Here is a 25,599-nt window from a genome sequence, read left to right as displayed (position 1 = left end):
CTCGAGCGGCAGGCGCCGCTGTCCGGGGATTGCGGGGCGTGGTTGCCGGCTTCGGCGCAGGCTCCGGTGCGGGGGGCCGTGTCGCCGCTGGGGGTGCCGGGGGCGCCGGTGCGGCGGGCCCAGCTGCCGGCTTGTCTGCGGGCGGAGGTGAAGACGTGGCAGATGGCGCCGGAGCCGGTGCCGGTTGTAAAGGTGCTTCCGCGACGGCCCGCGCCGGTGCGGTCCCGGTGAGCGCCCCGCTCACCGCCTCCCGACGGCTCGCCGGCGCTTCGGGCCGCAGCCACTGCCACGCCAGCGCGCCGCCCGCCAGCAGGCACACGAGGGCGCCGCCGGCGAACCACACGACGGGCCTGATGCGAGGCCCCGACTCGGCCTCCGACGGGTCTTCCTGCGCGAAGCGCTGCGCATGGATGCCGGGCACCGCGCCGCGTTCGCGTTCCGCATCGGCCCGCCTCAAGGCGTCGAGGATGTATGACATCTGCCCTAGTCCTCTTTTTGCAGGCGCGGTTCTTCGACGCCGAGGGCGCGGTTGAGCTGCATGAAGGTGATGGGGCCGGCCAGGCCGTCGGGCACGAGCCCCTGGGCCAGCTGGAAGGCGTAGATGCGCGAGCGCAGCGCCGCGTCGGCGGTGCCCGGTTGCGGGCGGCCCTGCAGGCTTGTCAGCTGCGCCGACAACCATTCGGCCACCGGGCCGGAGCCGCCCTCGACCACCTTGTTCTCGTAGCCGGGCGGTGCGCGCCACAGCGTGGCGAACTCGCCGCGCCAGCGCTCGGCCAGTGCGACGAGCGGCACCGTCTGCGCGAGCTCGCCGATGCGCAGCGTCGCTTCGTTTCCGCTCAGGCCCGTGAGCAGCGCGTAGGCGGCGCCGCCGTCCTCGCCTTGCAGGGTGACGATGCCGGGCCGGTTCAGTTGCCGGATCAGCGCCAGGCTGCTGGCACCGCGATGGCAGTGAACCTCGCTGCGCCGTGCGGCCAGGCAAGGGTCACCCTCGCCGAGCTCGAGCTTCCACAAGCCGGCGAGTTCGCGCCAGGCCTGGCTTTCGTCGCGCAGCGGCGCTTCGAAAAAGCGCTGGGAGTCGGCGGCAGCAAGCACGCTGTTCGCCGGTATCGCAGCCGAGGCGCCAGTGGACATGGCCCCGCTGGCTGCGCTGGCCGCAGCCGAGTTCGCCGCAGCGGCGCTGGCTGGCACAGCGGGCTGCGAAGCCGCGCTCGCCGATGCGCCGGCCCTGGGGGTTGCCGGATTCGCCCGGCCGTCCATGGCCGAGTCGACGACGCCGAACAGGGCCGCGCCACCGAGCAGGCCCAGGCCCAGCATCGCCAGTTGCAGTCGGCGCGAGCGCGGGTCCGCGGCGGGCCGCGGCTTGACGAAGACTTCGCGAGCGGCCTTCTCGACGGTGGCGATGTCCACGCTCGCCTTGCCGTCTGCGTAGGCGCCGAGCAGGGCGCGGTCGCACAGCAGGTTGATGCGCCGCGGCACGCCGCGCGAGAGCTGGTGGATGCGCTGCATCACCGGCCGCTCGAAAGGCCGCGCCCGCTTCAAGCCGGCCACGGTCAGGCGGTGGCGGATGTAGCGCCGCGTCTCGGCCTCGGACAGCGCCTCCAGGTGGTAGCGGGCGATCACGCGCTGGGCCAGTTGCTCGAGTTCCGGCCGGGCCAGCATTTCGCGCAACTCGGGCTGACCGATCAGGATGATCTGCAGCAGCTTGCGCTCGTTGGTCTCCAGGTTGGTCAGCAGACGCAGTTGTTCGAGCACGTCGACCGAAAGCGCCTGCGCCTCGTCGATGATCAGCACGTTGTTCTGGCCGACCGCGTGCGTCTTGAGCAGGAACTCGTTGAGCGGATCGAGGTAGTGCTTGACCGTGGCTGCACCCGCCCCGGGCTGCGGATAAGGGATGCCGAACTCGTCGCATACCGACTTGAGCAGCTCCGGCACGGTGAGCTTGGGGTTGAAGATGTAGGCGACGTTGCAGCGCTTGGGGATCTGCTCCAGGAAACAGCGGCACACGGTGGTCTTGCCGGCGCCGATCTCGCCGCTGAGCAGCACGAAGCCGCCGCCGCCGTCCACACCGTAGAGCAGGTGCGCCAGCGCCTCGCGGTGGCGCTCGCTCATGAACAGATAGCGCGGGTCGGGCGCGATCGAGAAAGGCTCCTGTTTCAGGCCGAAGAATTCCGCGTACATGGTGCGAAGGATATGCCGGGCGACGGACTGCTCTGCGCCGCACGAAGAATGCGACGGATGATTCGTGCATTGCCCACACCGCTAGCAGGCCACTCGTCCGGCGGCAGTATGGTGCTGTGCTCGTTTGCAGAGCACGGCAAGGCGCTGCATCAGGCTTCGGTCCGGGAACAGGCCTTGCCCCCGACGGACGAAGCAACACCGCACCTCAACACGAAGGAGTTCCCGATGCAGCAAAACGGCGACGGTTCCGCATCCGACGACGACATCGCAGCCATCTACCGCCAGCTCAGGAAGGGGCTGGGTCACGAACGGGTGAACGACGGCAATGTCTTCGCCCTGATCGAGTTGGCGGCACTCAACGGCCACCGGCAACTGGAAACGGAGTTGCGCGAGTGGCAGGCGCCGTGCAGCGACGGCTCCGAAGGGGTGCCGAGCACGATCGCGCCGACGCGCGGCTTCAACCGGGAAAACGCAAAGCACTGAGCGGCAGTTCGAAGCGTGCTCGGGGTGCCGGCTCTTGGACGCGGCACGCCGGCCTCGCGGCGCATCAGCCGGCCAATGCGCACCGCATGTGATCGATGACCTTGCCGTGTTCGTGCTGCGGGCTGAAGAGCACGAGCTCGGCGTCCGCACCGACCTGGACCGTGTGCCCGGGCGGCCAGTAGAAGAGATCCCCGCCGTTGATCGCCTCCTGCTGGCCGTTTGCATACGTGACGGTGAGTTCGCCCTGCAGCACGTAGCCCCAGTGCGGAGACTGGCACAGGTCGCCCTCCAGTCCCTTGAGCAGCGGCGAGATGTCGGTACCGGCGCTCAGGGAAAAGTACTCGCCGCTGATCGTGCCGTAGCCGGTCGGATCGCCGAAGTCGGTCTGTTGTCGGGCGATCGCACCGGGCACGTTGATGCGCACGGGAATGTCGTTCTTGGCAATTCGCATTGCATGCTCCTGTGGCGGCGGTGGAAGAGGCCGGCTGGACTCGCCCTGTCCCGGCCGGCGTGGGCCCCCGGCCCGGTTCAGCGACGGGTGATCACGATCTCGAGGTATTCGCTGGGCACGACCACCCCGCCGTCGCCCGAGCGGTTGGACCGTTCGATCAGCGCCACGAGATCGCCGCTCAGGGCCGCCTGCGCCGCCGGCTCCAGCGCGGCGAACGCCTTGAGCACCGGGCCGTAGTAGGTCTTGAAGACCTGCAGCCAGTGCTCCGGTGACTTGTAGCGGAACACGAAGCTGCGCGGCTCGGCCGAGACCGCCGTGGCGTGCGGCCCGAACATCTCGGCGATGCGCTCGCGCGTTCCCCACAGCGCCGGCGACTTGACGCCTGCAGGCGGCGGCAGGTGCTTGCCGATCGTCTTGAAGAGCTGACCGATGAAGCCTTCGGGCGTCCAGTTGGCCAGGCCGATCTTGCCCCCGGGCCGGCATACGCGGATCAGCTCGGCGGCGGCCCGGTCCTGGTCGGGCGTGAACATCACGCCGAAGGTCGAAACCACCGCATCGAAGCTGCCGTCCGGGAACGGCAGCGCCTCGGCGTCGGCCTCGCGGAACTCGATCGCCAGCCGTTCGGCGGCGGCGCGCTCGCGGGCGCGCACCAGCAGCGCCGGAACGTAGTCGGTCGAGACCACGTCGCACCAGCGGCGCGCGGCCGCCAGCGAGACGTTGCCGTTGCCGGCCGCGACGTCGAGAACCTTCTGCCCGGCACGGATGTCGAGGGCTTCGCACAGCGCTTCGCCGACAATTTGCAGTGTCGTGCCGACAACGGCATAGTCGCCCGAGGACCAGGCGCCCTGCTGGCGGGTCTTCAAGGCGGCGAGGTCGGGTTGAGCGGGTTCGCTTGCTTGACGGGTCGGGGCGATCGCGGTCGCGGTGGCAATGGATGGGGACATGGTCGTTCTCCTTCGGGGCGTTGATCGAGCGGCAGGACTCTTCGCCGTCCTGCCGGCGGCATCGCGATCGGCGCCGAAAAGACCAGCACGCGCCGCGACTCTCGATGCGAAGGGTAGGAGCCTGCCGTGGACGTCAACGTGGTAGCTGGCGTGGAATCTCCCGTGGAATCGGGTGTGACTGCCCGTGGCGGCGACGAGCCGGCCGTCCACCTGCGCCTGCTCGGGCCGATGGCGATCAGCCGGCACGGCGCCGCGCTGGCGCTGCCGGCATCGCGCAAGCTGCGCGCGCTCATCGCCTACCTCGCGCTCGCTGCGCAGGCGCCCACGCGTGCCCACCTGTGCGAACTGCTCTGGGACATCCCGAACGATCCCCGCGGAGAGCTGCGGTGGTGCCTCAGCAAGGCCCGGGCCCTCCTCGACGATCCCGGTTGTCGAAGGATCGAAACGTCGCAGGGCACGGTACGGCTCGATCTCCGCTGCTGCCGCGTCGATGCGATCGAGATCGGCCAGGCGATGCAGCAGGGCATCGACAAGCAGGATGCCGAGCGGCTGCGCGCACTGTCGGCGCTTTTCGCCGGTGACTTCCTGGACGGGCTGGAGATCGACCGCAGTCCGCACTTCAACAGTTGGTTGAGTGCGCAGCGCCGGCGCTTGCGCGCCTGCCGCGTCGCGGTGGTGGAGCACCTGTTCGCGTGCCTCGCCCCCGGCTCCGAAGAGGGCTTCGCCTGTCTGGAAAAGTGGCTGCAGCTCGCCCCGTTCGACCGGCGCGCGCACGAATTGCTCCTGAACGCACTCGCGCAACGCGGGCAGATCCGCGAGGGCGAGGAGCACCTGGCCGCGACCGGCCGCGCGTTCGAGGCCGAGGGCCTGGACTGGCGCTTCCTTCGCGAGGCCTGGCGGGATGCGCGAAAGCGTCCTGCGAATGCTTCGCCGGCGGCGCAGTTGCCGGCGGCCGGCGCGGTGCCGGCCTCGCCCGCTGGCCCGCCGGAAATCCCCGCAGCCGGCCCGCGCCGCGCCTCGATCGCGGTCATGCCGTTCGTCGATCGATCGGCCCAGCGCAGCGTGCGAGGTGGAATGGCCGATGGGCTGGCGCACGACATCATCACGCGGCTGGCCAAGCTGCGCAGCCTGTTCGTCATCGCGCAGGGGACCGTCTTCGCCCTCGATCAGCGCAGCGTGGGCCCGGAGGAAGCCGGCCGCACGCTGAACGTGGACTACGTCGTCGGCGGTTCGGTGCGGCGCCAGGCCAAGCGCATCACCGTGGAGGTGGAACTGGCCGAGACGAGAACCGCCCGCATCTTGTGGGCCGAGACCTTCGATCACACGCCGGACGATGCCTTCCTGGCGCTCGACGAGATCGGCAACCGGATCGTCGCGTCGATCGCCAGCGAGATCGAGACCGCCGAGCGCAACCGCGCGATCCTGAAAGCCCCGAATTCACTGGACGCCTGGGAAGCCCATCACCGAGGCCTGTGGCACATGTACCGGTTCAACCGCGCTGACAACGAGCAGGCGCGGCACTTCTTCGAGATGGCGGTGCGCCTGGACCCGGGGTTCGCGCGCGCCCATGCCGGCTTGTCCTTCACCCACTGGCAGAACGCCTTTCAGGGCTGGGTGGACCGCGCACGGGAGACCGATCTCGCCTTCGAGGCGGCCGGACGCAGCCTCATGGTGGATGAGCGCGATCCGGCGGCGCACTGGGCCATGGGCCGGGCCCTGTGGCTGCGCGGCTGCCAGGAGCAGTCGCTGGCCGCACTGGAAAGCGCGGTCGAACTGAGCCCGAACTTCGCCCTCGGCCACTACGCGCTCGCTTTCGTTCACAGCCAGTCGGGGGACCCCGAAGCGGCGATCGAATCGTCCGACCATTCACGCCATCTGAGCCCGTACGACCCGTTGCTGTTCGGGATGCTGGGGGCGCGCGCCATGGCGCTGGTTCGCCTGGGCCGCTTCGAGGAAGCGGCCGAGTGGGGCGTCAAGGCGGCCGCCCGTCCCAACGCCCATGCCCATATCCTGGCGATCGCTGCGCATTGCCTCGCCTTGGCCGGCCGGACGGACGAGGGGCGCGCCTTCGCTGCCTCGATCCACAAGTTGCTTCCGCACTATCGCGTCGGCGACTTCCTGGACGCGTTCCGGTTTCCGGCGGACGCCGCGGCGCTGTTTCGAAGCGGCGCGGGGCAAGTCGGGCTTCAATGATTTGCTAGCGCTTGCCCTTGGCGCCGCGCGCAGCCCTGGCATTGGCCGCGATGCGCAGGCGCAGGGCATTGAGCTTGATGAAGCCGCCGGCATCGGCCTGGTTGTAGGCGCCGCCGTCGTCGTCGAAGGTGGAAATCTTCGCGTCGAACAGCGAATCGGTGGTGCTCTCGCGGCCCACGCACATGATGGTGCCCTTGTAGAGCTTCAGGCGCACGGTGCCGTTCACGGTGGCCTGGGAGGCGTCGATCAGGCCCTGCAGCAACTCGCGCTCCGGCGCGAACCAGTAGCCGTTGTAGACCATGCGCGCGTAACGCGGCATGAGGTCGTCCTTCAGCGCGACCACCTCGCGGTCCAGCGTGATCGACTCGATGGCACGGTGGCCGGCCAGCATGATCGTGCCGCCCGGCGTTTCGTAGCAGCCGCGGCTCTTCATGCCGACGTAGCGGTTCTCGACCTTGTCGAGCCGGCCGATGCCGTGCGCGCCGCCGATCTTGTTGAGCAGGCTCAGCACCTGTGCCGGCGACAGCTTCTTGCCGTCGACGGCCACGATGTCGCCCTTCGCATAGCTCAACTCCACCACCTGCGGCTTGCCGGGCGCCTTCTCGGGGCTCACGGTGAGCCGCCACATGCCGGCCTCGGGTTCGTAGTTCGGATCCTCCAGCACGCCCCCCTCGTAGCTGATGTGCAGCAGGTTGGCGTCCATCGAGTACGGCGCGCCGCCTTTGCGCTTCTTGAAGTCGACCGGGATGCCGTGCTCGTCGGCATAGGCCAGCATGCTTTCGCGGCTCGAGAGGCTCCATTCGCGCCAGGGGGCGATCACTTTCACATTCGGCATCAGCGCATAGGCGCCGAGCTCGAAGCGCACTTGGTCGTTGCCTTTGCCGGTGGCGCCGTGGCTGATGGCGTCGGCCTTGGTCTTCCTTGCGATCTCGACCAGCCGCTTGGCGATGAGCGGCCGCGCGATCGAGGTGCCGAGCAGATATTCGCCTTCGTAAAGCGCGTTGGCGCGGAACATCGGGAACACGAAGTCGCGCACGAACTCCTCGCGCAGGTCGTCGATGAAGATGTTCTCGGGCTTGATGCCCATCTTCAACGCCTTGGCGCGCGCCGGCTCGATCTCTTCGCCCTGGCCGATATCGGCCGTGAAAGTGACCACCTCGCAGTGGTACTCGTCCTGCAGCCACTTGAGGATGATCGAGGTGTCCAGGCCGCCGGAATAGGCGAGGACCACCTTGCCGGGTTGGCCGGCTTTGGCCGCCAATGCCCGCGGAGTGCCAGCGCGGGCGGGGGCACTGACAGAAGAGGTCGCGGACAACTGGGGGTTCTTGGCCATGGGTGTTCTGGGTCAAATCGGAGCGCGGATTCTAGGCGGGGCTTCCCTCGTACCAGCTCGCAATTCGACCGCCGAGACCCAGCGATGCCCGGAGATTTCTTGCCGCCCCACGCCGTTGAAGCCCGCGGCCCGCGCCGCCTGCTGTGGTTCGCGCGCAATGCACGCGAGAAGAGGGGGCCAAGGTTGACGCCGCACGCCGCAGCGGTTTGTGGGGCCGGCTCGCAGGTGTCTGAAGCAAAGCATCGGTACACCGATTTAGACACTGACGCCATAGCGGCCTTGCCTCGTGACTAGGATGGTTTCGCTCGCCCGTGTGCCGCCCGTGCCGAGAGCTTCGAAAGACATCCATGACCGACCTTCCGTTCCTCGTTTTGCTTCACCGCTACTTTTTCTTTCTGTGGTTGTTCGAGGACGTCAATCGCGGCACCCGATTCCAGCGTGCCGCGGCCTGGCGCCACAACCAGGCGCAGGCGCGGTGGCTGCCGACCTACATGCGGCGGTGGGTCGCGACGGGACTGCTGCTGTATGGGCTGGGCGCCGTGATCGAACTGGCCCTTGTCATGCCGGTGATGTCCGCGTTGTTCTACACGCCCGGTGTCCTCAGCGTTCCGGTCACAGTCGTGTTGGGGGTGGCCTGGTTCGGGCTACGCCGCCTTCCCGCGCCGGTCTGAGCGGGCGACGCGCTTGCCGCCGACCGCTCGCCTTTCAGCGCGGCAGTTGCGGCCCGTGAGGCGACGCGGGCTCGGCAGGCACGGTGTCGCTCAAGCCGTCCCGAGACGGATCGACGCGCATCGGCAGGCTGGTGTTCCCGTTCGCGGGCGGCGCTTCGTCGGCAGGCGTTCGATCGCGCACCACGAGTTCGCGCAGGATGCCGCCTTCCTCGACGCTGCCGCTCACCGTGCCGTCGCCACGAATGCGCGCTTCGCAGGCGGGTTGCTCCGCAGCGGGCAAGGCGCGGCAACGGAGCAGGGCGTTGCGCCGGTAGGCTGCGTCACCCGTTTGCAGCTCGCCCTGGGAGGCTGCCTCGCGCGCCGCCAGCGTCTCTTCAACGCATGCTGCCGGGTTGGCGTTGGGGCGGTTCAACAAGCAGGCCGCCCGGTAATGTTCCAGACGTTCGTTGCGGCCGTCCGCGGCCGATGCCTCCGCCGCGCTCACGGTACCCGCTCCGAACAGCAGGGTGGCCGATGCCACGAGGGCAGCAACCGTGCCACGAGTCAGGAAATGGTTTGAAAGGTGTGAGCTCATCGAGCGCTCCTCGGCAAGGGAATGGCAGATTTTTTCAAGGCTACGCGCCTGTCTTCTGGCCGCCATCGGACAGTGCGGCGAGCGGGCGTGGGTCGAGTCCTACGTGCAGGAGTGCGGCGGATAGACAATCCGGCCTGGATCATCAAACCGCAGAAAAATGGGTGAAGCAAAGCGCCGCCAGGCACAAGGCCAGCAGCTGGCGGGTGAGTTGGGCCGCCGCCTGCGCGCGGGCGAGTTCGGTCCGGTGGGCACGGCCCGCCTCTATCTCATCGTGCTCGACAAGTCGCCGAACGGTCGCGAGACGCTGGCCACCCTGCGCAGCACGGCTGGACTCGAAGGTTTGCCGGCTCTGTTCGATGCCGAGCCGTTCCGGTTGTGGGAGGCTTCGGCGCTGTTCGAGTTTCTCGTGTTGATCGGCGGCGACGGCACGCCCGAGCAGCGCAGCCTGGTCGCCGCCGGAGTCGAAAGACTCGTGCAGGACGTTTTGCCGCGGGCCTGGCGGCGGTTGGGCGCTGCGGACGGGTCGGTGGGCCTGGTCTGCGGGCTCGAAGAGGCGGTGCGCGGCGCGGTGCTGACGGCCTTGCAGCGACTGCGCGGCTGAACGGCTTTGCCGGCGTCGTTAAAATCGTCGGCTCGACTCTGAAGTGCTGCCATGCCGCTGTTCTGGAAAGCCTACCGCTCCGACGTCACCGATTTCATCGCGACGCTCAAGGAGCGCGATCCCCTGCTCGAGGAGCGCCAGCGCAGCGGCCGCGCGCTGCTGTGGGACCGCCCGCAGGACCGCGAGCGGCTGGCCGAGCAGCGCTCGGATCGGATTCCGCAGCAGTCCTACGTCTACCAATCCAAGGTTTGAGCGCAATTCCCCCGGGGCCCTGCTGCGCGACATGAGCAGCGACGAGACGGTGATGCCCGATGCGCCGGTGCTGGGCACCGAAGCGCGTGCCGACGTGGTCGATCACATCGCGCTGGCGCGCCTGTACGGCGAGCCGCTCTTCGCGCTGCCGAACGACCTGTACATCCCGCCCGACGCGCTGGAGGTCTTTCTCGAAACCTTCGAGGGCCCGCTCGACCTCCTGCTGTACCTGATCCGCAAGCAGAACTTCAACATCCTCGACATCCCGATGGCGGATGTGACGCGCCAGTACCTGGCCTACGTGGAGCAGATCCGCAAGCGCAACCTCGAACTCGCCGCCGAGTATTTGCTAATGGCGGCGATGCTGATCGAGATCAAGTCGCGCATGCTGCTGCCGCCCCGGCGCAGCGAGGAGGGCAAGGAAGCCGAGGATCCGCGCGCCGAACTCGTGCGCCGGCTGATCGAGTACGAGCAGATGAAGCTGGCCGCCGCGCGGCTCGAGCGCCTGCCGCAACTCGGCCGCGATTTTCTGCGCGCGCAGGTGCACATCGAGCAGTCGCTGGCGCCGCAGTATCCGGAGGTGGAGCCGTCCGAATTGCGTGAGGCCTGGCTGGACATCCTCAAACGCGCCAGCCTGATCCAGCACCACAAGATCAGCCGCGAGGAGCTGTCGGTGCGCGAGCACATGAGCATCGTGCTGCGCCGGCTCCAGGGCCGGCGCTTCGCGATGTTCGAGGACCTGTTCGACGCCGAGCGGCCGCCGCAGGTGAAGGTGGTGACCTTCATCGCCACGCTCGAGCTGGCACGCGAGCACCTGATCGAGTTGACGCAGGCCGAAGCCTTCGCGCCGATCTACGTCCGGCTGGCCTACCAGCCGGCCTGATGCTTCGTCCGCGCAGCCGGACGCGGCAGCCGTTGCGATAGCCAAGACACCTGCTGGCCGAAACGTGGCCGCTAGCCCGAACTCGCCGCTAGAACAGCGCGGGCACCTGCGCTGCCAGCGCCTGCTTGCGCGGCGTGGCATTTCCCAGCAGCGCGAAGCCGAGCAGCCGGCCATTGGCTGAGACGAAGCGGGCTTCGAGACCCGCTTCGTCGGAGTCGACTTTCCAAATGCCGGCAGCGTCCATCGGCGGCGGACACACCACCGTGGGGCAGGCGGGCGTCTTCACGACCACCGGCATGGCCGGGTAGGCCAGCGGCGTGCGCGTGCCGGCCAGGGTGGCGGCGAGCGCGCGGGCCTGCTGCATCAGCGGCATCACGTAGGGCAGGCAATGGCCTTCGACCTGCGCGCAGTCGCCGATGGCGTGGACATGCAAGGCCGAGGTGGTGAGATGCCGATCGACGACGACGCCGCGCTCGACCGCCAGGCCGGCGACCTCGGCCAGCGAGGTGCGCGGGCGCAGGCCGATGGCCGAGAGCAGCAGGTCGCACTCAAGTGCACTGCCGTCGGTGAGCTGCAGGCGCAGCCCGCCGCCTTCGCGGTGATCGACGCGTGCGACTGCCACGCCGAAGCGAAACGCCACACCGGCGGCTTCGAGCTTTTCGCGCAGACGGCTGCTGGCCTGCGGCGGCAGCAAGCGTGAGAGGGGTCGGTCGGCGAGGTCGAGGACCATCGGGGCCACACCCCGGTGCAGCAGGTCGTTGGCGAACTCGCAGCCGATCAGGCCGGCGCCGAGGATGCAGACCTGCCGAACCCCTTCCAGGCGTTCGGCGAAGCGCGCGTAGTCGTCGATGTCGTTGACCGAGAGCACCTGATCGGCCGCGTCCCCAGCGAGCGACAGGCGGATCGGGTCGGCGCCGAGTGCCAGCACGAGGTCGCGGTAGCCGAGCCCCTGGCCGTCGTCGAGGGTGATGCGTCGTGCCGCGGTGTCGATCGCCGCGACGCTGCTGCGCGCGAGCACGGTGGCGTTCAGGTCGGCGGCCATCGTGGCAGCGGGCTTCATCACCAGCGCGGCCGGCGACTTCTTGCCGGCCAGCGCGTTCGACAGCATCGGTTTCGAATAGAAGCCGGCCTCGTCGCGGCTCACCACCACCAGCGGCGTGGTCGTGTCGAGCTTGCGAAACTCACGGGCCAGCGTGTAGCCGGCCAGGCCGCTGCCCAGGACGATCACTGGAGCAGTCATCGGATCTCCGTCATCTCAAAGTCGCTCTTGGCCACACCACAGTCCGGGCACAGCCACTCTGCGGGAATGTCCTCCCAGCGGGTGCCGGGCTTGATGCCTTCGTCGGGCAGGCCCAGCGCTTCGTCATAGATGAATCCGCACACGCCGCACTCGTACTTTTTCATGAGGCAATTTTGTCCTGTCTTCGCGAGCCGCTGGCAAGGGTGCGAGGCAGGCAGGTGCATGTCTAGAATCCACGACCCATTGCCGCACCGCACCATGAGCAGCCAAACGTCGCCCGCCGACCGTCCCTCCGCCCGCAAGCCGGTGACGCTGCACACCTTGCGCGAGATGCACGCGCGCGGCGAGAAGATCGCCATGCTCACCGCCTACGACGCCAGCTTCGCCGCGCTGGTCGATGCGGCCGGGGTGGACTGCATCCTCGTCGGCGACTCGCTCGGCATGGTGCTCAAGGGCCAGCCCAGCACGCTGTCGGTGACGATGGAGCAGATCGGCTATCACACCCGCAGCACCTCGCGCGGCACCCGGTCGGCCTTCCTGATCGCCGACATGCCGTTCGGCAGCTACCAGGAAAACCCGGTCCAGGCCCTGCGCAATGCCGGCACCCTGATGGCCGCCGGCGCGCAGATGGTCAAGCTCGAAGGTGGCGGCTGGACGCCGGAGACGGTGAACTTCCTGGTCGAGCGCGGCGTGCCGGTGTGTGCGCACCTCGGCCTCACCCCGCAAAGCGTGCACGCGCTGGGCGGCTATCGCATTCAGGGCAAGGACGAAGCCGGCGCCGCGACGCTGCGCCGCCATGCCAAGGCGCTGGCCGAAGCCGGCGCCGCGATGATGGTGCTGGAACTCATGCCCGCCGCTGTGGCACGCGACGTGCAAGCCGACAGCCCCGGCCTCATGACCATCGGCATCGGCGCCGGCGCCGGCACCGCCGGCCAGGTGCTGGTGCTGCACGACATGCTCGGCGTCACGCGCGGCAAGCTGCCGCGCTTCGTGCGCAACTTCATGGACGGCCACGCCTCGATCGAAGCGGCGGTGCAAGCCTACGTGGCCGCGGTGAAGGACGGCAGCTTCCCCGACGAAGCCGTCCACGCCTACTGAGCGTTCCGGATTCACGAGAAGCCGCGCGGTCTGCTGCCCGGCCGTCAAGGAGGCCAAGAGCCGATGCGCATCGTTCACACCCTTGCCGAGTTGCGCGCCGCGCTGGCCGGTGCACCGGCGCCTGCCTTCGTGCCGACGATGGGCCATCTGCACAAGGGCCATCTCGCTCTGTTGCGACTCGCCCGAGAGAACGGCGGGCCCGTGGCGGCCAGCATCTTCGTCAACAGGCTGCAATTCGGCCCGAACGAGGACTTCGACCGCTACCCCCGGAACCTGGGGCGCGACTGCGAACTGCTCGAAGGCGCAGGCTGCGACCTCGTGTTCGCGCCCGACGAGGGCGAGTTCTATGCCGAGCCGCAGACCTACACGATTCAACCGCCCGCCGAGCTGGCCGGCATTCTGGAGGGCGCCTTCCGGCCCGGCTTCTTCACCGGCGTGTGCACGGTGGTGATGAAGCTGCTGCAGTGCGTCCAGCCCCGCATCGCTGTGTTCGGCAAGAAGGACTACCAGCAGCTGATGGTCATTCGCGGCATGGTGCGGCAGTTCGCCTTGCCGCTCGAAGTGCTCGCCGGCGAGACCTTGCGAGCCGACGACGGCCTGGCCCTGAGTTCGCGCAACGGCTATCTCAGCGCGAGCGAGCGCGCCGAGGCGCCGCAGTTGCAGGCGAGCCTGCGCGCGGTGCAGGCGGCGGTGAAGGGGGGCGAGAGGGATCTCGTCGCGATCGAGGCGCGGGCGATGGACACGCTGCGCTCGCGCGGCTGGCAGCCCGACTACGTCGCGGTAAGGCGGCGCAGCGACCTGCAGTCGCCGAGTGCGGACCAGGTTGCCGCCGGCGAGGCGCTGGTGGCGCTGGCGGCGGCGCGCATCGGCAAGACGCGGCTGATCGACAACCTCGAGCTCTGAGCTTGGCTGCCGGGTACTCCGCGCGCCACAAGCCGCGCCGGCCCGCGGCACCCGCGGCACCGGTCGCGCCGCGCGAGCCCCGCGACGTGAGCCTGCACGGCGAGCGCCGCATCGACGACTACTTCTGGCTGCGCGATCGCGACGATCCGCGCGTGCTCAGGCACCTGAAGGCCGAGAACAAACACACCGCGGTTTGGTTCGCACCTCATGCCGCCCTGCGCAAGCAGCTCTACGAGGAGATGCTGGCCCGCATCCAGCAGGACGACGAGGACGTGCCCTGCCGCGACGGACGGTGGTGGTACTCGAGCCGCACGCTGGCCGGCCGCCAGTACCCGGTGGAAATCCGCCGCGCAGCAGCGGGCCCCGAGCGGCGCTTCGATGCGCATGCCGCTGACGAGGTGCTGCTCGACCTGAACGAGATGGCCGAAGGCAAGGCGTATCTCGAGCTCGGGAGCTTCGACGTGAGCCCAGACGGCCGCTGGCTCGCGTTTTCGCTCGACGAAACGGGCGGCCTCGACTACACGCTGCACGTCAAGGACCTCGCCAGCGGCGCCGTCCTGCCCCTGGCCATCCCGGGCACCGAGGGCGCGGTCTGGGGCAACGACAACCGCACGCTCTACTACCTCACGGTCGACGAGGCCCGGCGTGCGCACCGGCTGTGGCGCCACGTCATCGGCAGCGGCCGGCCCGACCGCCTGCTCTTCGAGGAGGCCGACGAGGCGTTCAGCCTCGGCCTCGGCAAGACGCGCGACCACCGCTACGTGGTACTGCAGATCGACAGCGCCGACACCAGCGAGGTCCGGGTGCTCGACGCCGACCGCCCGCTGGCGAGGCCGAGGGTCGTACTGCAGAGGCGCAGCGGCATCGAATACTCGATCGACCACCGCGAGGGCCGCTTCTACCTGCTCGTCAACGACACCGGCCGCAACAACCGGCTGGCGAGCGTCGATGCGCGTCGGCCCAAATTGGCGCGCGCCACCGAGCTGATCGCGCACCGCGGCGACGTGATGCTCGAAGAGGCCGACGTCTTCGCGCGGCATCTGGTCGTCACCGAAAGGATCAAGGGCTCGCTGCAGTTGCGAGTGCGCGATCTGCTCAGCGGCGAAGAGCACCGCGTCGCCTTCGACGAGCCGGTCTACAGCGCCAGCGGCTTCGACAACGCCGAGTTCGACACCACACAGTTCCGCTTCGAATACACCTCGCTGGTTACGCCGGCCGCGGTCTACGACTACGACCTCGCCACGCAAGAGCGGGTGCTTCGCAAGCGCGAGCCGGTGCTGGGCGGCTTCGATGCTTCGCTCTATGCCAGCGAACGACTCGATGCCACGGCCCAGGACGGCACGAAAGTGCCGATCTCGCTCGTGTACCGGCGCGATCTCCGGGCGAACGCAGGGGCTAACACGAAAGCGGACGAACGCACGCTCGAACAAACGAACGAGGCCGGCCCGCAACCCCTGCTGCTCTACGGCTACGGCAGCTACGGCATCCCGAGCGAGCCGGAGTTTTCATCGGCGCGGCTGTCGCTGCTCGACCGCGGCGTCGTGTTCGCCATCGCCCACGTGCGCGGCGGCGGCGACCTCGGCCGCACCTGGCACGACGCCGGCAAGATGGCCGAGAAGCACCGCAGCTTCAGCGACTTCATCGCCTGCGCCGAGGCGCTCATCGAGCAAGGCTGGACCGAGCCGTCGCGGTTGATCATTCAGGGCGGCAGCGCTGGCGGGCTGCTGGTCGCCGCCGCGGTCAACCAGCGGCCCGAGCTGTTCAAGGCCATGGTCGCCGAGGTGCCCTTCGTCGACGTGATCAACACCATGCTCGACGAATCGCTGCCGCTGACCGTGGGAGAGTTCCTCGAATGGGGCAACCCGAAGATTGCCGCGCAGTACGGCTGGCTGCGTGCCTGGAGCCCCTACGACAACCTGCAGCGCGGCGCCTATCCGGCCATGCTGCTGGAGACCGGCCTCAACGACAGCCAGGTGCAGTACTGGGAGCCTGTCAAGTACGCCGCGCGGCTGCGCACCCTGAAAACCGACCACAACCCCGTGCTGCTGCAGATCAACCTCGACGCCGGCCACGGCGGCGCTTCAGGGCGCTTCGATGCGCTGTGGGAGCTGTCGCTGAGCTCTACCTTCATGCTGGATCAGTGGGGTTTGGCGCGCTGAAGCGCCACGCACTGCCGCGCGTCATTCGCCCCAGCCCTCGCGCCGCCGTTCTTCGCGGTTGGCGCGGTCCTGCGCGAACAGCTCCTCGAGCTGCTGGCGACCGGCGCGGGCCATGGAGACCAGCCTCGCCTGGTCCTTGCGGTGCGGCCACATCGCCTCGAGCTGATCGATGTTGTGACGCCGAAAGCGCATCGCCAGCGTTCGCGCGCGGTGCGGTTGCCAGCCGAGAAGCTCGAGCACGCTGCGCGCGCTCATCAGCGAGGCATCGAGCGTTTCGCGCTCGATGTGCGCAACGCCGCGGTCGCGGAGTTGGTACCAGTGCTGCACGTTGCGCGCGCGTGCCACGACGGTGAGGTCGGGAAAGTGCTCGCGTGCCAGATCGGCCACCTTGAGGCTTTGCTCGGTGTCGTCGATCGCCAGCACCAGCACCTTCGCGCTCGCCGCGCCGGCGGTGCGCAGCAGATCGAGCCGGGTCGCGTCGCCGTAGTAGACCGTGAAGTCGAAGCGGCGCAGGAAATCGATCTGCTCGGCGTCGTGCTCGAGCACCGTCGCCTTCAGGCCGTTCGCATAGAGCAGACGGCCGACGATCTGCCCGTAACGGCCGAAGCCGGCGATGATGATCGGCGCGTCCTGCGGCTCGGCCAGGCCGTCCGGCGTCGGTGGCTTGCCTCTGGCCGCGAGCCGGCCGCCCGCATAGCGGTCGATGGGGCCGACCAGCAGCGGCGACAGCAGCATCGACAACGCGACCGCTGCCACCATCACCGAGGCGAGCGCCGGCTCGATGGCCCCGGCCTGGGTGGCCGCCTGGAACACCACGAAGCCGAACTCCCCGCCTTGCGCCAGCATGAGCACGAACACCGGCCGCTCCGCCAGCGGCACCGGCATGGCGCGGGCGATCACCAGCATGACCGCCACCTTGACGAGCAGGAAACCGAGCACCACCCCGAACACCAACGGCCAGCGTGCCAGGACCACACCGAAGTCCACGCTCATGCCTACTGCGATGAAGAACAGGCCCATGAAGAGGCCCTTGAAGGGCTCCAGGTCGGTCTCCAGTTCACGGCGGTACTCGCTGTCGGCGAGCAGCACGCCGCCGAGGAAGGCGCCGAGCGCCATCGACAGGCCGAGCGCATCCATCAGCGAGGCCAGCGCCACCACCAGCAGCAGCGCCGCGGCGGTGAAGATCTCGGTGGAGCGGGTGTTCGCGATCCCGCGTAGCGCGGGGCGCAGCAGCAGCCGCCCGCCGAGCACCACCGCAACGATGGCGCCGAGCACCAGCAGGGCCTGCTTCCCACCGCCGCCGGCCGGTGCCTGCTGCGCGGCCAGCAGCGGCAGCACGGCCAGGAAGGGGATCGACATGATGTCCTGGAACAGCGAGATCGAGATCACCGACTGCCCGGAGGTCGTGGGGAGCATGTTGCGCTCGCCCAGCACCACCAGCGAGATCGCGGTCGACGACATGGCCAGGCCGAAGCCGACCACGAGCGCCGTGGCGGGCGACACGCCCAGCGCCCAGGCTGCGGCGCCCAGCAGCGCCGTGCAGCCGAGCACCTGCGCGCCGCCCCAGCCGAAGATCGGCGCTCGCAGCGACCACAGCCGGCGTGGCTCGAGGTCCAGCCCGACCAGAAACAGCATCAGCACCACGCCGAATTCGGCAAAGCGCAGCACCGTCTCGGCGTCGCCGACGAGCTGCAACACATGCGGGCCGATCACCACGCCGGCGATCAGGTAGCCGACGATGGAGCCGAGCCCGAGCGCCCGCGCGAGCGGCACGGCGAGCACGGCCGCAGCCAGAAACACGAGGCTGTTGCCGAGCCAGTTCATGCCGCCTCCTGCACGGCCTGCGTCGCCGGCCGGTCGCCCGCCGGCACGTCGCAATCGGGGCACTGCTCCAGATCAGCCAGCTCCGGCCACGCGGGATAGGTCGCCAGCCGTTCGCGCCAGGTGCTCACATGCACGGCCAGCCGCTCGGTGCCGACCGCATGCGCGCCATGCAGCACCAGCGGCGGCAAAAAGCGCAGGCCGCACAGCGCGGCGGTCTGCTCGTAGGGCGGCAGGAAGGCGTCGAAGAAGTAGCGGTTGTAGCCGTCCGGGCGGTAGGCGGCTTCGGCGCCGCCGGTCGAGGCGACCAGCCACAGGTCCTTGCCGCGCAGCGCCCGGCCGGGGCCGCTGCCGCTGCGGCCGTAGGCCCAGCCGAGGGTCAGCACCTCGTCGAGCCACAGCTTCATGAGCGGCGGCATCGAGTACCACTGCACCGGATGCAGCCAGACGATGAGGTCGGCGCGCTCCGCGGCGGCCTGCTCGTCGTGCACGTCGATCACGTAGTCGGGGTAGAGCGCATAGAGGTCGCGCACCTCCAGCGAAGCGCCGGGCGCGGCCGCCAGTTCATGCGCCGCACGCAGCAGGGCCAGGTTCACCTTCGAGAGGCGCAGATCGGGGTGGGCGGCGAGCACCAGCACGTGGGCCATGGGAGCGGTCCGGTTCAAGGCAGCGCGCGGCTGCGGGGTGCAGTGGCGGCGTTGCGGGGCGCTGCAGCCGCTACCATCGCCGGGCATTGTCCGGCGACAACCCGGAGCGTGGAGGCGAGCGATGACGGTGATCGTGGTGGCCAATCCGAAAGGCGGCGTGGGCAAGTCCACGCTCGCGACCAACCTTGCGGGCTATCTGGCGCGCGAGGGGTGCGCGGTGATGCTGGGCGACGTCGATCGCCAGCAGTCGTCCCGCACCTGGCTCGGGCTGCGCCCGCAGGCGGTGCCGGCGGTGGCCGGCTGGGAAGTGACGATCGACCGCCTGGTCAAGCCGCCCAAGGGCACGACCCACGTGGTGCTGGATACGCCCGCCGGGCTGCACGGCAGGAAGCTCGACGAGGTGATGAAGCTGGCCGACCGCGTGCTGGTGCCGCTGCAGCCGAGCATCTTCGACATCTACGCCACGCGCGACTTCATCACCGAGCTGCTGGCGCGCCGCAAGAGCGAGCGCGTCGCCGTCGCTGTGATTGGCAACCGGGTGCGCGAGGGCACCATCTCGGCCGATCAGCTCGCGGCTTTCCTGGGCACGCTGGGCGTGCCGCTGCTCGGCCATTTGCGCGACACGCAGAACTACATCCATCTGGCCGCTCGAGGGCTGGCCCTGTGGGACGTGGCGCCGAGCCGGGTCGAGAAGGATCTCGAGCAATGGCGCCCGGTGACGCGATGGGCGCAGGCCGAATGAGGGCGGCCGGTTCGCCGCGAATTCCGGCAGGGCGCGGCGCGCGGACGCCGGCTGCGGGGCACTGCGAACGATGAGAACCTTCGATCGCCTCGCTGAGTTGCAATCGCTGGTCGGTGCGCCTCTCGGCACGAGCGAATGGGTTCTCATCGAACAAACGCGCATCGACCGCTTCGCCGCGGCCACGGAAGACCACCAGTGGATCCACACCGACGCCGAGCGCGCGGCGGCCGGTCCGTTCGGCGCGACCATCGCGCATGGCTTTCTCACCCTGAGCCTGCTGCCGGTCTTTTTCCAGACCGCCTTCGCGGTGGCCGATACCCGCATGGGCATCAACTACGGGCTGAACCGGGTGCGCTTCACCGCCCCGGTGCCGGTGGGCAGCCGCGTGCGAGCCCACATGCGCCTGCTTGCATACGAGCCCATCGCCGGCGGTGCGCAGCTCACCGTCGAAGCAACCGTGGAGCGCGAAGGCGCCGACAAGCCGGTCTGCGTGGCCGTATCGCTGACGCGGCGCTACCTCTAGCGGCTGCTCCGTTGCAGCCAGGGGCGGTGTCCCCGGGGCACGGGGCTACCCCCAGAACGCCAGCCGCCGGCGTGGCGCTGCGCCGCTGCCCTCCGCTACCATCGACGCGGGTTCACTGGAAAGCCGCCGCGATGAAAGTGCTGTTGATCGACGACCACCCGCTGATCCTTTCTGCTCTCAAGTCAGTCATTCAGGGCCTGGGCGACGACGTGACCGTGGCCGGCGCGAACAGCGCCGCCGCGGCCCGCGCCACGCTGCAGGACGACGCCGAGTTCGACCTGGTGCTGCTCGACCTGCAACTCGGCGACGCCAACGGCTTCGATCTGCTGACCGAACTGCGCACCGCCTACCCGGCGCTGCCGGTGGTGGTGGTGTCGGCATCGGACCGCACCAGCGATGTCATCCGCGCCATCGACATGGGCGCCATGGGCTTCGTGCCCAAGCGGGCCAGCAACGAGACGCTGTTCGAGGCGCTGCGCCTCGTCATGTCGGGCGGCATCTACGTGCCGCCGATGACGATGGGCACCGATGGCGGCAGCAGCGCCGACAGCAGCGCGGTTTCGCCGGCCGATGTTGACACCACACCCGGGTATTTGCGCGTGGTGGGCACGCAATCGACGCAAGGCGGCTTTCAGCAAAACCCGCCCAGCCTCGCCACGATCGGCCTCACGCCGCGCCAGACCGACGTGCTGGCGCTGCTGCTGCAGGGTAAACCCAACAAGCTGATCGCGCGCGAACTGGGCGTCTCGGTCGAGACGATCAAGGACCACGTTGCCGCCGTGCTGCGCGCGCTCAACGTCAACTCGCGCACCCAGGCCGTGCTGGCAGTGAGCCAGATGACGCAGCAGGCGGGCGGCATCACCGCCTGGCGGCGCAGCGGGCGTTGAGCATGGCCGGCGGCGCCGTAGCGGTGGGTACTGCGGCGGCCAAAGTTCCGGCCGCTGTCTCCACCGGTGCGAGCGGCGCGTCCGGCCCGGCGCCCGTCGCCACCGGCGACTCCCCGATGACCGAGGCGCCGCATACACCGCCGGCCTCGCGAGCCGAACTGCTGCCCGACGCGGTGCGTTTCGCCTACGCGCAGGGCCCCGTTTCGCTGGGCGGCAACATGCTGGGCGCGGTCGTGCTGGTGCTCATCTTCTGGCCGGTGGGGCCGCGCACCGAGGTGCTGGTCTGGGCGTCGATGTTCGCGCTGCTCTGGGTGTTGCGGGCCGTCACGCTGCGCGCCTATCACCGCGCCGGCGAAGGCGCTGCGCGCGACGCCGCGCTCACCTGGCAGCGCCGCTGGAACGCGGGCGCGCTGGCGTCCGGAGCGATGTGGGGTCTGGCGGGCTGGCTGTTCTACGGCGAGGGCGGCCCCTTCCACCAGACCACGCTGCTGCTCACGGTCTACAGCTACTGCGTCGGCGCGGTGGCGATGCTCGCCTCGCAGTACCGAGTCTTCTTTGCCTTCATCTCGCTGTGCTTCCTGCCGACGATCGCGCGCGTCGCCACGCACGACGACCCCAAGGCACTGCAGATGGCCGGCGTGGTGGCGCTGATCTACGGCATGTCGATGCTTCTCGGGCGCACCTACCGCCGCAGCTTCGCCGAGTCGGCGCAGCTCAGGCTGCGCACCGAGCGTCTTGCCAAGTAACTGCTGGTCGAAAAGGCCGCGGCCGACCAGGCCCGTGGCGTCGCCGAGGCTGCCAATCGCGCCAAGACCCAGTTCTTCTCCGCCGCCAGCCACGACCTGCGCCAGCCGCTGCACGCCATGGGCCTGTTCGCCGAGGCGCTGCGCGCCAAGAGTCGCGGAGACGAGGAAGTGACCCACCTCGTCAACAGCATCAACAGCTCGGTCGATGCGCTCGAAGGCCTGTTCAGCGAGCTGCTCGACATCACCAAGATCGACACCGGCGGCGTCGATCCGCGCCCCGAACATTTCGCGTTGCGAGACGTGTTCCAGCGTCTCAAGCTGCAGTGCGAGCCCACCGCCTTCGAGAAAGGCCTGGCCCTGCGCTTTCGCGGCGGCGACCTGCCGGTGTTCGGCGATCCGGTGCTGATCGATCGCATCGTGCGCAACCTGCTCTCCAACGCCATCCGCTACACCGAAGACGGCGGCATTCTGGTGAGCGCGCGCCGGCGCGGCCCGCAGGTCCAGGTGCAGGTTTGGGACACCGGCCTGGGCATCGCGCCGGCCGAGCAGTCGCGCATCTTCGAAGAGTTCTACCAGGTGCAGGCCCATGCGCCGCTGCAGGCCAACCAGTCCAAGGGCCTCGGCCTGGGCCTGGCCATCGTGCAGCGCCTGGCGCGCCTGCAGGATGCGCCGCTCGCCCTGGCCTCGGTGCCCGGGCGCGGCACGGTGTTCACGCTGACCCTGCCGCTCGGCAAGCCGCCGCGCCCGCACCCGCTGGCGCCGGCCGCGCGCAAGCCGGGCCTGGGCCTCACCCTGGAGCGCCGCGAGATCCTCGTGGTCGAAGACGAGCCGGCCGTGCGCGAAGGTCTGGTGGTGCTGCTCAAGGGCTGGGGCGCGACGGTTCACGCCTTCGAGTCGGTGGAGGCCGTGGAGGCCTGGGCGCGCGGCGAGCCGCCGGCGCCCGACCTGGCCATCGTCGATTACCGGCTGCCGAACGGACGCACTGGCACCGAAGCGCTCAAGAGCCTGCGCACCGCCTTCGGCAGCACGCTGCCCGCCATCCTGGTGACCGGCAGCACCATGAGTGGCCACGAGGAGGAAGCCAGCCGCGACGACTTCCACCTGCTCATCAAGCCCGTGGCGCCGAACAAGCTGCGCGCGATGATCGCGTTCAAGCTCGGCGTGCGCTGAGAGAGCGTTGCCGCGATCCTTCTCGTCGGTGGGTGGGCGGGTCGAGAGTCCGACCGCGGGCGTGGCACACCGGCACGCGGCAAGATCGGCCCTCCTTGCCGCGCACACCGCTTCATGTCCCTGACCACCAGATTTATCTTCGGCCTGAGCCTGCTTTGTTCTGCGGCGGCCGCACACACCGCGCCCTTCGCCTACATCACCAACCAGGGCGATCACAGCGTCTCGGTGGTCGACCTTGCCACCCGAGAGGTCGCGGCGACGATTCCCGTGGCCAAGTCGCCGGCCGGCGTGGTCGCGGTGAGCCGGGCCGGCAAGGTGTTCGTCACGGCACCCGACAGCAATGCCGTCTCGGTGATCGACATGCGCACCCAGCGCGTCATCGACACCTTGCCGGCCGGCAAGGGCGCCGTCGGCATCGACGCCTCGCCCGACGGAACGCGCGTGTACGTGGCCGACTGGTTCGGCGCGCATCTGCTCGGCTTCGATACCGACACGCACCAGGAAGTGCTCCGAGTGCCGCTCGGCCGTGCACCGGCCGGTGTTGCGGTGGCGGCCGACGGCAAGACGGTCTATGTGGCCGAACGCGACGACAACGTCGTGGCTGCCGTCGATGTCGCCAGCGGCAAGGTGCGCGCGCGCATCGCGGTCCAGGAGCACCCGTTCGCCCTGCTGTTCGATGCCGCGCGCCAACGCCTGTATGCCCTCAACGTCTACAGCGACAGCGTCTCGGTGATCGACGCGCGCACCGACAAGGTGATCGGCACCGTGAAGGTCGGCAAGGCACCCTACGGCGCGGCGCTGGCGGCGGGCGGCAAGCGCCTGTACGTGACCAACCAGCGCGACGACAGTGTCTCGGTGATCGATCCCGACACACTCCAGTCGGTGCAGACCCTGAGCGGTTTCAGCTACCCCGAAGGCGTGGCCTCGGTAGGTGACCGGGTGATGGTCGTCAACTGGATGGACGAAAATGTGGCGGTCCTCGAAGCCGCCACCGGCAAGCCGCTCTACACCGTGGCCACCGGCAGCAACCCGCGCGGCTTCGGCGCTTTCATCGGCGAAGCGCCTGCGCGCTGATCCGCCTTGCTTCTCACCCCCGAACGACAGGAGACTTTCGAATGCATTCACGGTGGCTCGCCCTTGCGGCGCTGACCTTCGCTACCAGCGTGACGCTGGCCCACGGCCCGACCCGCCAAAAGGTGGTCGAGAAGGTCACCATCGATGCGCCCGCCGACCAGGTGTGGGCGCAGATCAAGGACTTCGACGCACTCGCCAAGTGGCACCCTGCCGTGAAGGCCAGCCCGGCCGACAAGGGCAATGCCGAAGGCTCCGTGCGCACGCTCGAACTCGAGGGCGGCGGCAGCCTGGTCGAGAGCCTGGAGAAGTACAACGACGCCGGCAAGACCTACAGCTACCGCGGCAAGGACGGCGGCGCGCTGCCGGTCACGAACTACACCTCGAACATCACGGTGAGCTCGGCTGACGACGCCTCTAAATCGGTCGTGCAGTGGCGCGGTGCTTTCTACCGCGGCTTCCCGAACAACGACCCGCCGCCGGACCAGAACGACGAGGCGGCGCTGAAGGCGGTCACGGACGTGTACCAGGCGGGCTTGGCGAATCTGAAGAAGCTGATCGAGAAGAAGTAGGTAAAACGGCTGCGGCTGATGGCCGCGCCTCGATCAAAGAAGCGGCGGCCCTTGGCCGCCGTTTTTCGTGGTGATCGCCCGTCTCGTCGCAGACTCTCAAAACACCAGCCGACTCAACCCGTAGAACACCGCTGCAATCAACGCTGACGCCGGAATCGTGAAGACCCATGCCCACACGATCCGCCCAGCCAAGCCCCAGCGCACAGCGGAGAGCCGCCGCGTCGAACCCACGCCGACGATGGCGCCGGTGATGGTGTGTGTGGTCGAGACGGGGATGCCCAGGCCGGTGGCGAGAAACAGCGTGATCGCCCCGCCGGTCTCGGCACAGAAGCCGCCCACGGGCTTCAGTTTGGTGATCCTCTGCCCCATCGTCTTCACGATGCGCCAGCCGCCGAACAGGGTGCCGAGCGCGATGGCGATGTAGCAGCTCCAGATCACCCACAGCGGTGGCAAGGGGTCGCTGGCGGCCACGTAGCCCGAGCCGATGAGCAGCATCCAGATGATGCCGATGGTCTTTTGCGCGTCGTTGCCGCCGTGGCCCAGGCTGTACATGGCAGCCGAGACGAGCTGTCCGCGGCGGAACAGCCGGTCGATGCGCAGCGGCGTGGTGCCGCGAAACACATGCGCCACTGCCACCATCAGCAGCGAGCCGAGCAGAAAGCCGAGCACCGGCGAAACGAGGATGAAGGCCATCGTCTTCGACACGCCGCCGGTGAGCAGCGCGCCCGGCCCCGCCTTGGCCATCACCGCGCCGACGATGCCGCCGATGAGAGCGTGCGAGCTCGACGAAGGGATGCCGTACCACCAGGTGATCACGTTCCACGCGATGGCGCCGACCAGCGCGCCGAACACCACGTTGGCGTCCACCACGCCGGGCTCCACGATGCCCTTGCCGATGGTCGCCGCCACCGAGAGCTGAAAGACGAACAACGCGACGAAGTTGAAGAAGGCGGCGAAGAGCACCGCGTGCTGCGGCTTGAGCACGCCGGTGGAAACGACCGTGGCGATGGAGTTGGCCGCGTCGTGGAAACCGTTCATGAAGTCGAAGACGATGGCCAGGACCACCAGCATCGCCACGAGCCACAGGCTGAGCTGCACCGATTCCATCGGGCCCCTCAGCTTTCGACGGACCGTTCCCGAGAGAGCTGAGCGCCCCCTTGGCGGGTCACGAGCGCAGCGAGCTCGGGGGCCGTCATTTCAGGAATTCTCGAGGACGATGCCCTCGATCAGATTGGCCACGTCTTCGCACCGGTCGGTGATCGATTCGAGCATCTCGTAAATCGCCTTGAGCTTGATGAGCTCACGCACGTCGGGCTCGTTGCGAAACAGTTTGCTCATCGCCGAGCGCATGACGCGGTCGGCGTCGCTCTCGAGGTGATCGATCTCCTCGCAGATCTTGAGGGCTCCCTCGGCCGCGCTCGCTTCGCTGATGCGCCCGAGCAGCGACACGGCGTGCT

The 25,599-nt window shown here is 68.9% G+C and carries 27 protein-coding genes; 16 read left to right on the top strand and 11 right to left on the bottom strand.

Annotated features, from left to right (window positions below; all coding sequences use genetic code 11):
- Positions 1–483: 483 nt before the first annotated feature.
- Positions 484–2,178 carry an AAA family ATPase gene (locus H0W40_RS02705; protein ID WP_292442951.1) on the bottom strand — a complete coding sequence of 565 codons (1,695 nt, stop codon included), beginning with the start codon at positions 2,176–2,178 and terminating at the stop codon, positions 484–486.
- 57 nt (positions 2,179–2,235) lie between these two features.
- On the opposite strand from H0W40_RS02705, the gene H0W40_RS02700 reads away from it, so the two are divergent.
- On the top strand, positions 2,236–2,661 hold the full coding sequence (locus tag H0W40_RS02700) for a hypothetical protein (protein WP_292442949.1): 426 nt from the start codon (positions 2,236–2,238) through the stop codon (positions 2,659–2,661).
- Positions 2,662–2,725: 64 nt separating this feature from the next.
- Here the strand turns inward: H0W40_RS02700 and H0W40_RS02695 are convergent, their stop codons facing one another.
- Positions 2,726–3,112, bottom strand: a complete 387-nt coding sequence (locus H0W40_RS02695) for a cupin domain-containing protein (protein ID WP_292442947.1) — start codon at positions 3,110–3,112, stop codon at positions 2,726–2,728.
- 77 nt (positions 3,113–3,189) lie between these two features.
- Positions 3,190–4,056, bottom strand: a complete 867-nt coding sequence (locus H0W40_RS02690) for a methyltransferase domain-containing protein (protein WP_292442945.1) — start codon at positions 4,054–4,056, stop codon at positions 3,190–3,192.
- Positions 4,057–4,182: 126 nt separating this feature from the next.
- Between H0W40_RS02690 and H0W40_RS02685 the strand changes: the two genes are divergently transcribed.
- Positions 4,183–6,249: a transcriptional regulator gene (locus H0W40_RS02685; protein ID WP_292442944.1), complete on the top strand. Its 2,067-nt coding sequence runs from the start codon at positions 4,183–4,185 to the stop codon at positions 6,247–6,249.
- A gap of 4 nt (positions 6,250–6,253) precedes the next feature.
- Here H0W40_RS02685 and H0W40_RS02680 read toward each other — a convergent pair whose 3' ends face one another.
- Entirely contained in the window at positions 6,254–7,582 is a 1,329-nt protein-coding gene (locus tag H0W40_RS02680; RefSeq protein ID WP_292442941.1) for an argininosuccinate synthase, read from the bottom strand.
- 347 nt (positions 7,583–7,929) lie between these two features.
- On the opposite strand from H0W40_RS02680, the gene H0W40_RS02675 reads away from it, so the two are divergent.
- Positions 7,930–8,253 carry a hypothetical protein gene (locus tag H0W40_RS02675; protein WP_292442940.1) on the top strand — a complete coding sequence of 108 codons (324 nt, stop codon included), beginning with the start codon at positions 7,930–7,932 and terminating at the stop codon, positions 8,251–8,253.
- Positions 8,254–8,287: 34 nt separating this feature from the next.
- On the opposite strand, the gene H0W40_RS02670 is transcribed toward H0W40_RS02675, so the two are convergent.
- A complete protein-coding gene (locus H0W40_RS02670) occupies positions 8,288–8,827 on the bottom strand; it encodes a hypothetical protein (protein WP_292442939.1) in 540 nt (179 codons plus the stop codon).
- Between the two features lie 157 nt (positions 8,828–8,984).
- Between H0W40_RS02670 and H0W40_RS02665 the strand changes: the two genes are divergently transcribed.
- From H0W40_RS02665 to H0W40_RS02655, 3 genes are read left to right on the top strand one after another with little or no spacing between them, the layout of a single operon-like run.
- Positions 8,985–9,428, top strand: coding sequence for a hypothetical protein (locus H0W40_RS02665; protein WP_292442937.1), 444 nt, complete (start codon positions 8,985–8,987; stop codon positions 9,426–9,428).
- A 51-nt stretch (positions 9,429–9,479) separates the two neighbouring features.
- Complete coding sequence (locus tag H0W40_RS02660) at positions 9,480–9,680, top strand: DUF3460 family protein (RefSeq protein WP_292442936.1); 201 nt, start codon at positions 9,480–9,482, stop codon at positions 9,678–9,680.
- Positions 9,681–9,732: 52 nt separating this feature from the next.
- Positions 9,733–10,563 (top strand): ScpA family protein, encoded by an 831-nt coding sequence (locus tag H0W40_RS02655; protein ID WP_292443006.1) that lies wholly within the window; start codon positions 9,733–9,735, stop codon positions 10,561–10,563.
- A gap of 88 nt (positions 10,564–10,651) precedes the next feature.
- Here the strand turns inward: H0W40_RS02655 and H0W40_RS02650 are convergent, their stop codons facing one another.
- A complete protein-coding gene (locus H0W40_RS02650; protein ID WP_292442934.1) occupies positions 10,652–11,803 on the bottom strand; it encodes an FAD-dependent oxidoreductase in 1,152 nt (383 codons plus the stop codon).
- Positions 11,800–11,967: a rubredoxin gene (locus tag H0W40_RS02645; protein WP_292442932.1), complete on the bottom strand. Its 168-nt coding sequence runs from the start codon at positions 11,965–11,967 to the stop codon at positions 11,800–11,802. The genes H0W40_RS02650 and H0W40_RS02645 overlap by 4 nt, the downstream gene beginning before the upstream one ends.
- A 94-nt stretch (positions 11,968–12,061) precedes the next feature.
- Between H0W40_RS02645 and panB the strand changes: the two genes are divergently transcribed.
- The 3 genes from panB to H0W40_RS02630 all read left to right on the top strand — a co-directional run bounded on the left by panB (position 12,062) and on the right by H0W40_RS02630 (position 15,963).
- Entirely contained in the window at positions 12,062–12,901 is an 840-nt protein-coding gene (gene panB, locus H0W40_RS02640; protein WP_292442930.1) for a 3-methyl-2-oxobutanoate hydroxymethyltransferase, read from the top strand.
- A gap of 63 nt (positions 12,902–12,964) precedes the next feature.
- The gene (panC, locus tag H0W40_RS02635; RefSeq protein ID WP_292442927.1) at positions 12,965–13,804 is read left to right on the top strand and encodes a pantoate--beta-alanine ligase; all 840 of its coding nucleotides are present in this window, start codon (positions 12,965–12,967) and stop codon (positions 13,802–13,804) included.
- 2 nt (positions 13,805–13,806) lie between these two features.
- Positions 13,807–15,963 (top strand): S9 family peptidase, encoded by a 2,157-nt coding sequence (locus H0W40_RS02630; RefSeq protein WP_292442926.1) that lies wholly within the window; start codon positions 13,807–13,809, stop codon positions 15,961–15,963.
- A 21-nt stretch (positions 15,964–15,984) separates the two neighbouring features.
- Here H0W40_RS02630 and kefC read toward each other — a convergent pair whose 3' ends face one another.
- A complete protein-coding gene (kefC, locus tag H0W40_RS02625; protein WP_292442925.1) occupies positions 15,985–17,787 on the bottom strand; it encodes a glutathione-regulated potassium-efflux system protein KefC in 1,803 nt (600 codons plus the stop codon).
- The gene (locus tag H0W40_RS02620) at positions 17,784–18,431 is read right to left on the bottom strand and encodes an NAD(P)H-dependent oxidoreductase (protein WP_292442922.1); all 648 of its coding nucleotides are present in this window, start codon (positions 18,429–18,431) and stop codon (positions 17,784–17,786) included. The genes kefC and H0W40_RS02620 overlap by 4 nt, the downstream gene beginning before the upstream one ends.
- 121 nt (positions 18,432–18,552) lie before the next feature.
- On the opposite strand from H0W40_RS02620, the gene H0W40_RS02615 reads away from it, so the two are divergent.
- The 7 genes from H0W40_RS02615 (at position 18,553) to H0W40_RS02585 (ending at position 24,142) form a co-directional block, all read left to right on the top strand.
- On the top strand, positions 18,553–19,173 hold the full coding sequence (locus H0W40_RS02615) for a ParA family protein (RefSeq protein ID WP_292442921.1): 621 nt from the start codon (positions 18,553–18,555) through the stop codon (positions 19,171–19,173).
- Positions 19,174–19,243: 70 nt separating this feature from the next.
- A complete protein-coding gene (locus H0W40_RS02610) occupies positions 19,244–19,696 on the top strand; it encodes a MaoC family dehydratase (RefSeq protein ID WP_292442919.1) in 453 nt (150 codons plus the stop codon).
- 131 nt (positions 19,697–19,827) lie between these two features.
- Entirely contained in the window at positions 19,828–20,583 is a 756-nt protein-coding gene (locus H0W40_RS02605) for a response regulator transcription factor (RefSeq protein WP_292442917.1), read from the top strand.
- A gap of 116 nt (positions 20,584–20,699) precedes the next feature.
- On the top strand, positions 20,700–21,329 hold the full coding sequence (locus H0W40_RS02600) for a hypothetical protein (protein WP_292442915.1): 630 nt from the start codon (positions 20,700–20,702) through the stop codon (positions 21,327–21,329).
- The gene (locus H0W40_RS02595; protein WP_367153719.1) at positions 21,330–22,499 is read left to right on the top strand and encodes a hybrid sensor histidine kinase/response regulator; all 1,170 of its coding nucleotides are present in this window, start codon (positions 21,330–21,332) and stop codon (positions 22,497–22,499) included.
- A gap of 114 nt (positions 22,500–22,613) precedes the next feature.
- Positions 22,614–23,573, top strand: coding sequence for a PQQ-binding-like beta-propeller repeat protein (locus tag H0W40_RS02590; protein ID WP_292442912.1), 960 nt, complete (start codon positions 22,614–22,616; stop codon positions 23,571–23,573).
- A gap of 41 nt (positions 23,574–23,614) precedes the next feature.
- Positions 23,615–24,142 (top strand): SRPBCC family protein, encoded by a 528-nt coding sequence (locus tag H0W40_RS02585; RefSeq protein ID WP_292442909.1) that lies wholly within the window; start codon positions 23,615–23,617, stop codon positions 24,140–24,142.
- A gap of 96 nt (positions 24,143–24,238) precedes the next feature.
- Here the strand turns inward: H0W40_RS02585 and H0W40_RS02580 are convergent, their stop codons facing one another.
- Positions 24,239–25,249, bottom strand: coding sequence for an inorganic phosphate transporter (locus H0W40_RS02580; RefSeq protein ID WP_292442906.1), 1,011 nt, complete (start codon positions 25,247–25,249; stop codon positions 24,239–24,241).
- Positions 25,250–25,339: 90 nt separating this feature from the next.
- Positions 25,340–25,599, bottom strand: a 260-nt coding sequence (locus H0W40_RS02575) for a DUF47 domain-containing protein (RefSeq protein WP_292442905.1), incomplete at its 5' end; no start/stop codon positions are given.

The organism is Methylibium sp. (assembly GCF_013817345.1).
In the GTDB taxonomy this organism is placed as follows: Bacteria; Pseudomonadota; Gammaproteobacteria; order Burkholderiales; family Burkholderiaceae_C; genus Methylibium.
Note: the sequence above shows the minus strand (reverse complement) of the source record. Positions and strands in the feature narration are given on the sequence as shown.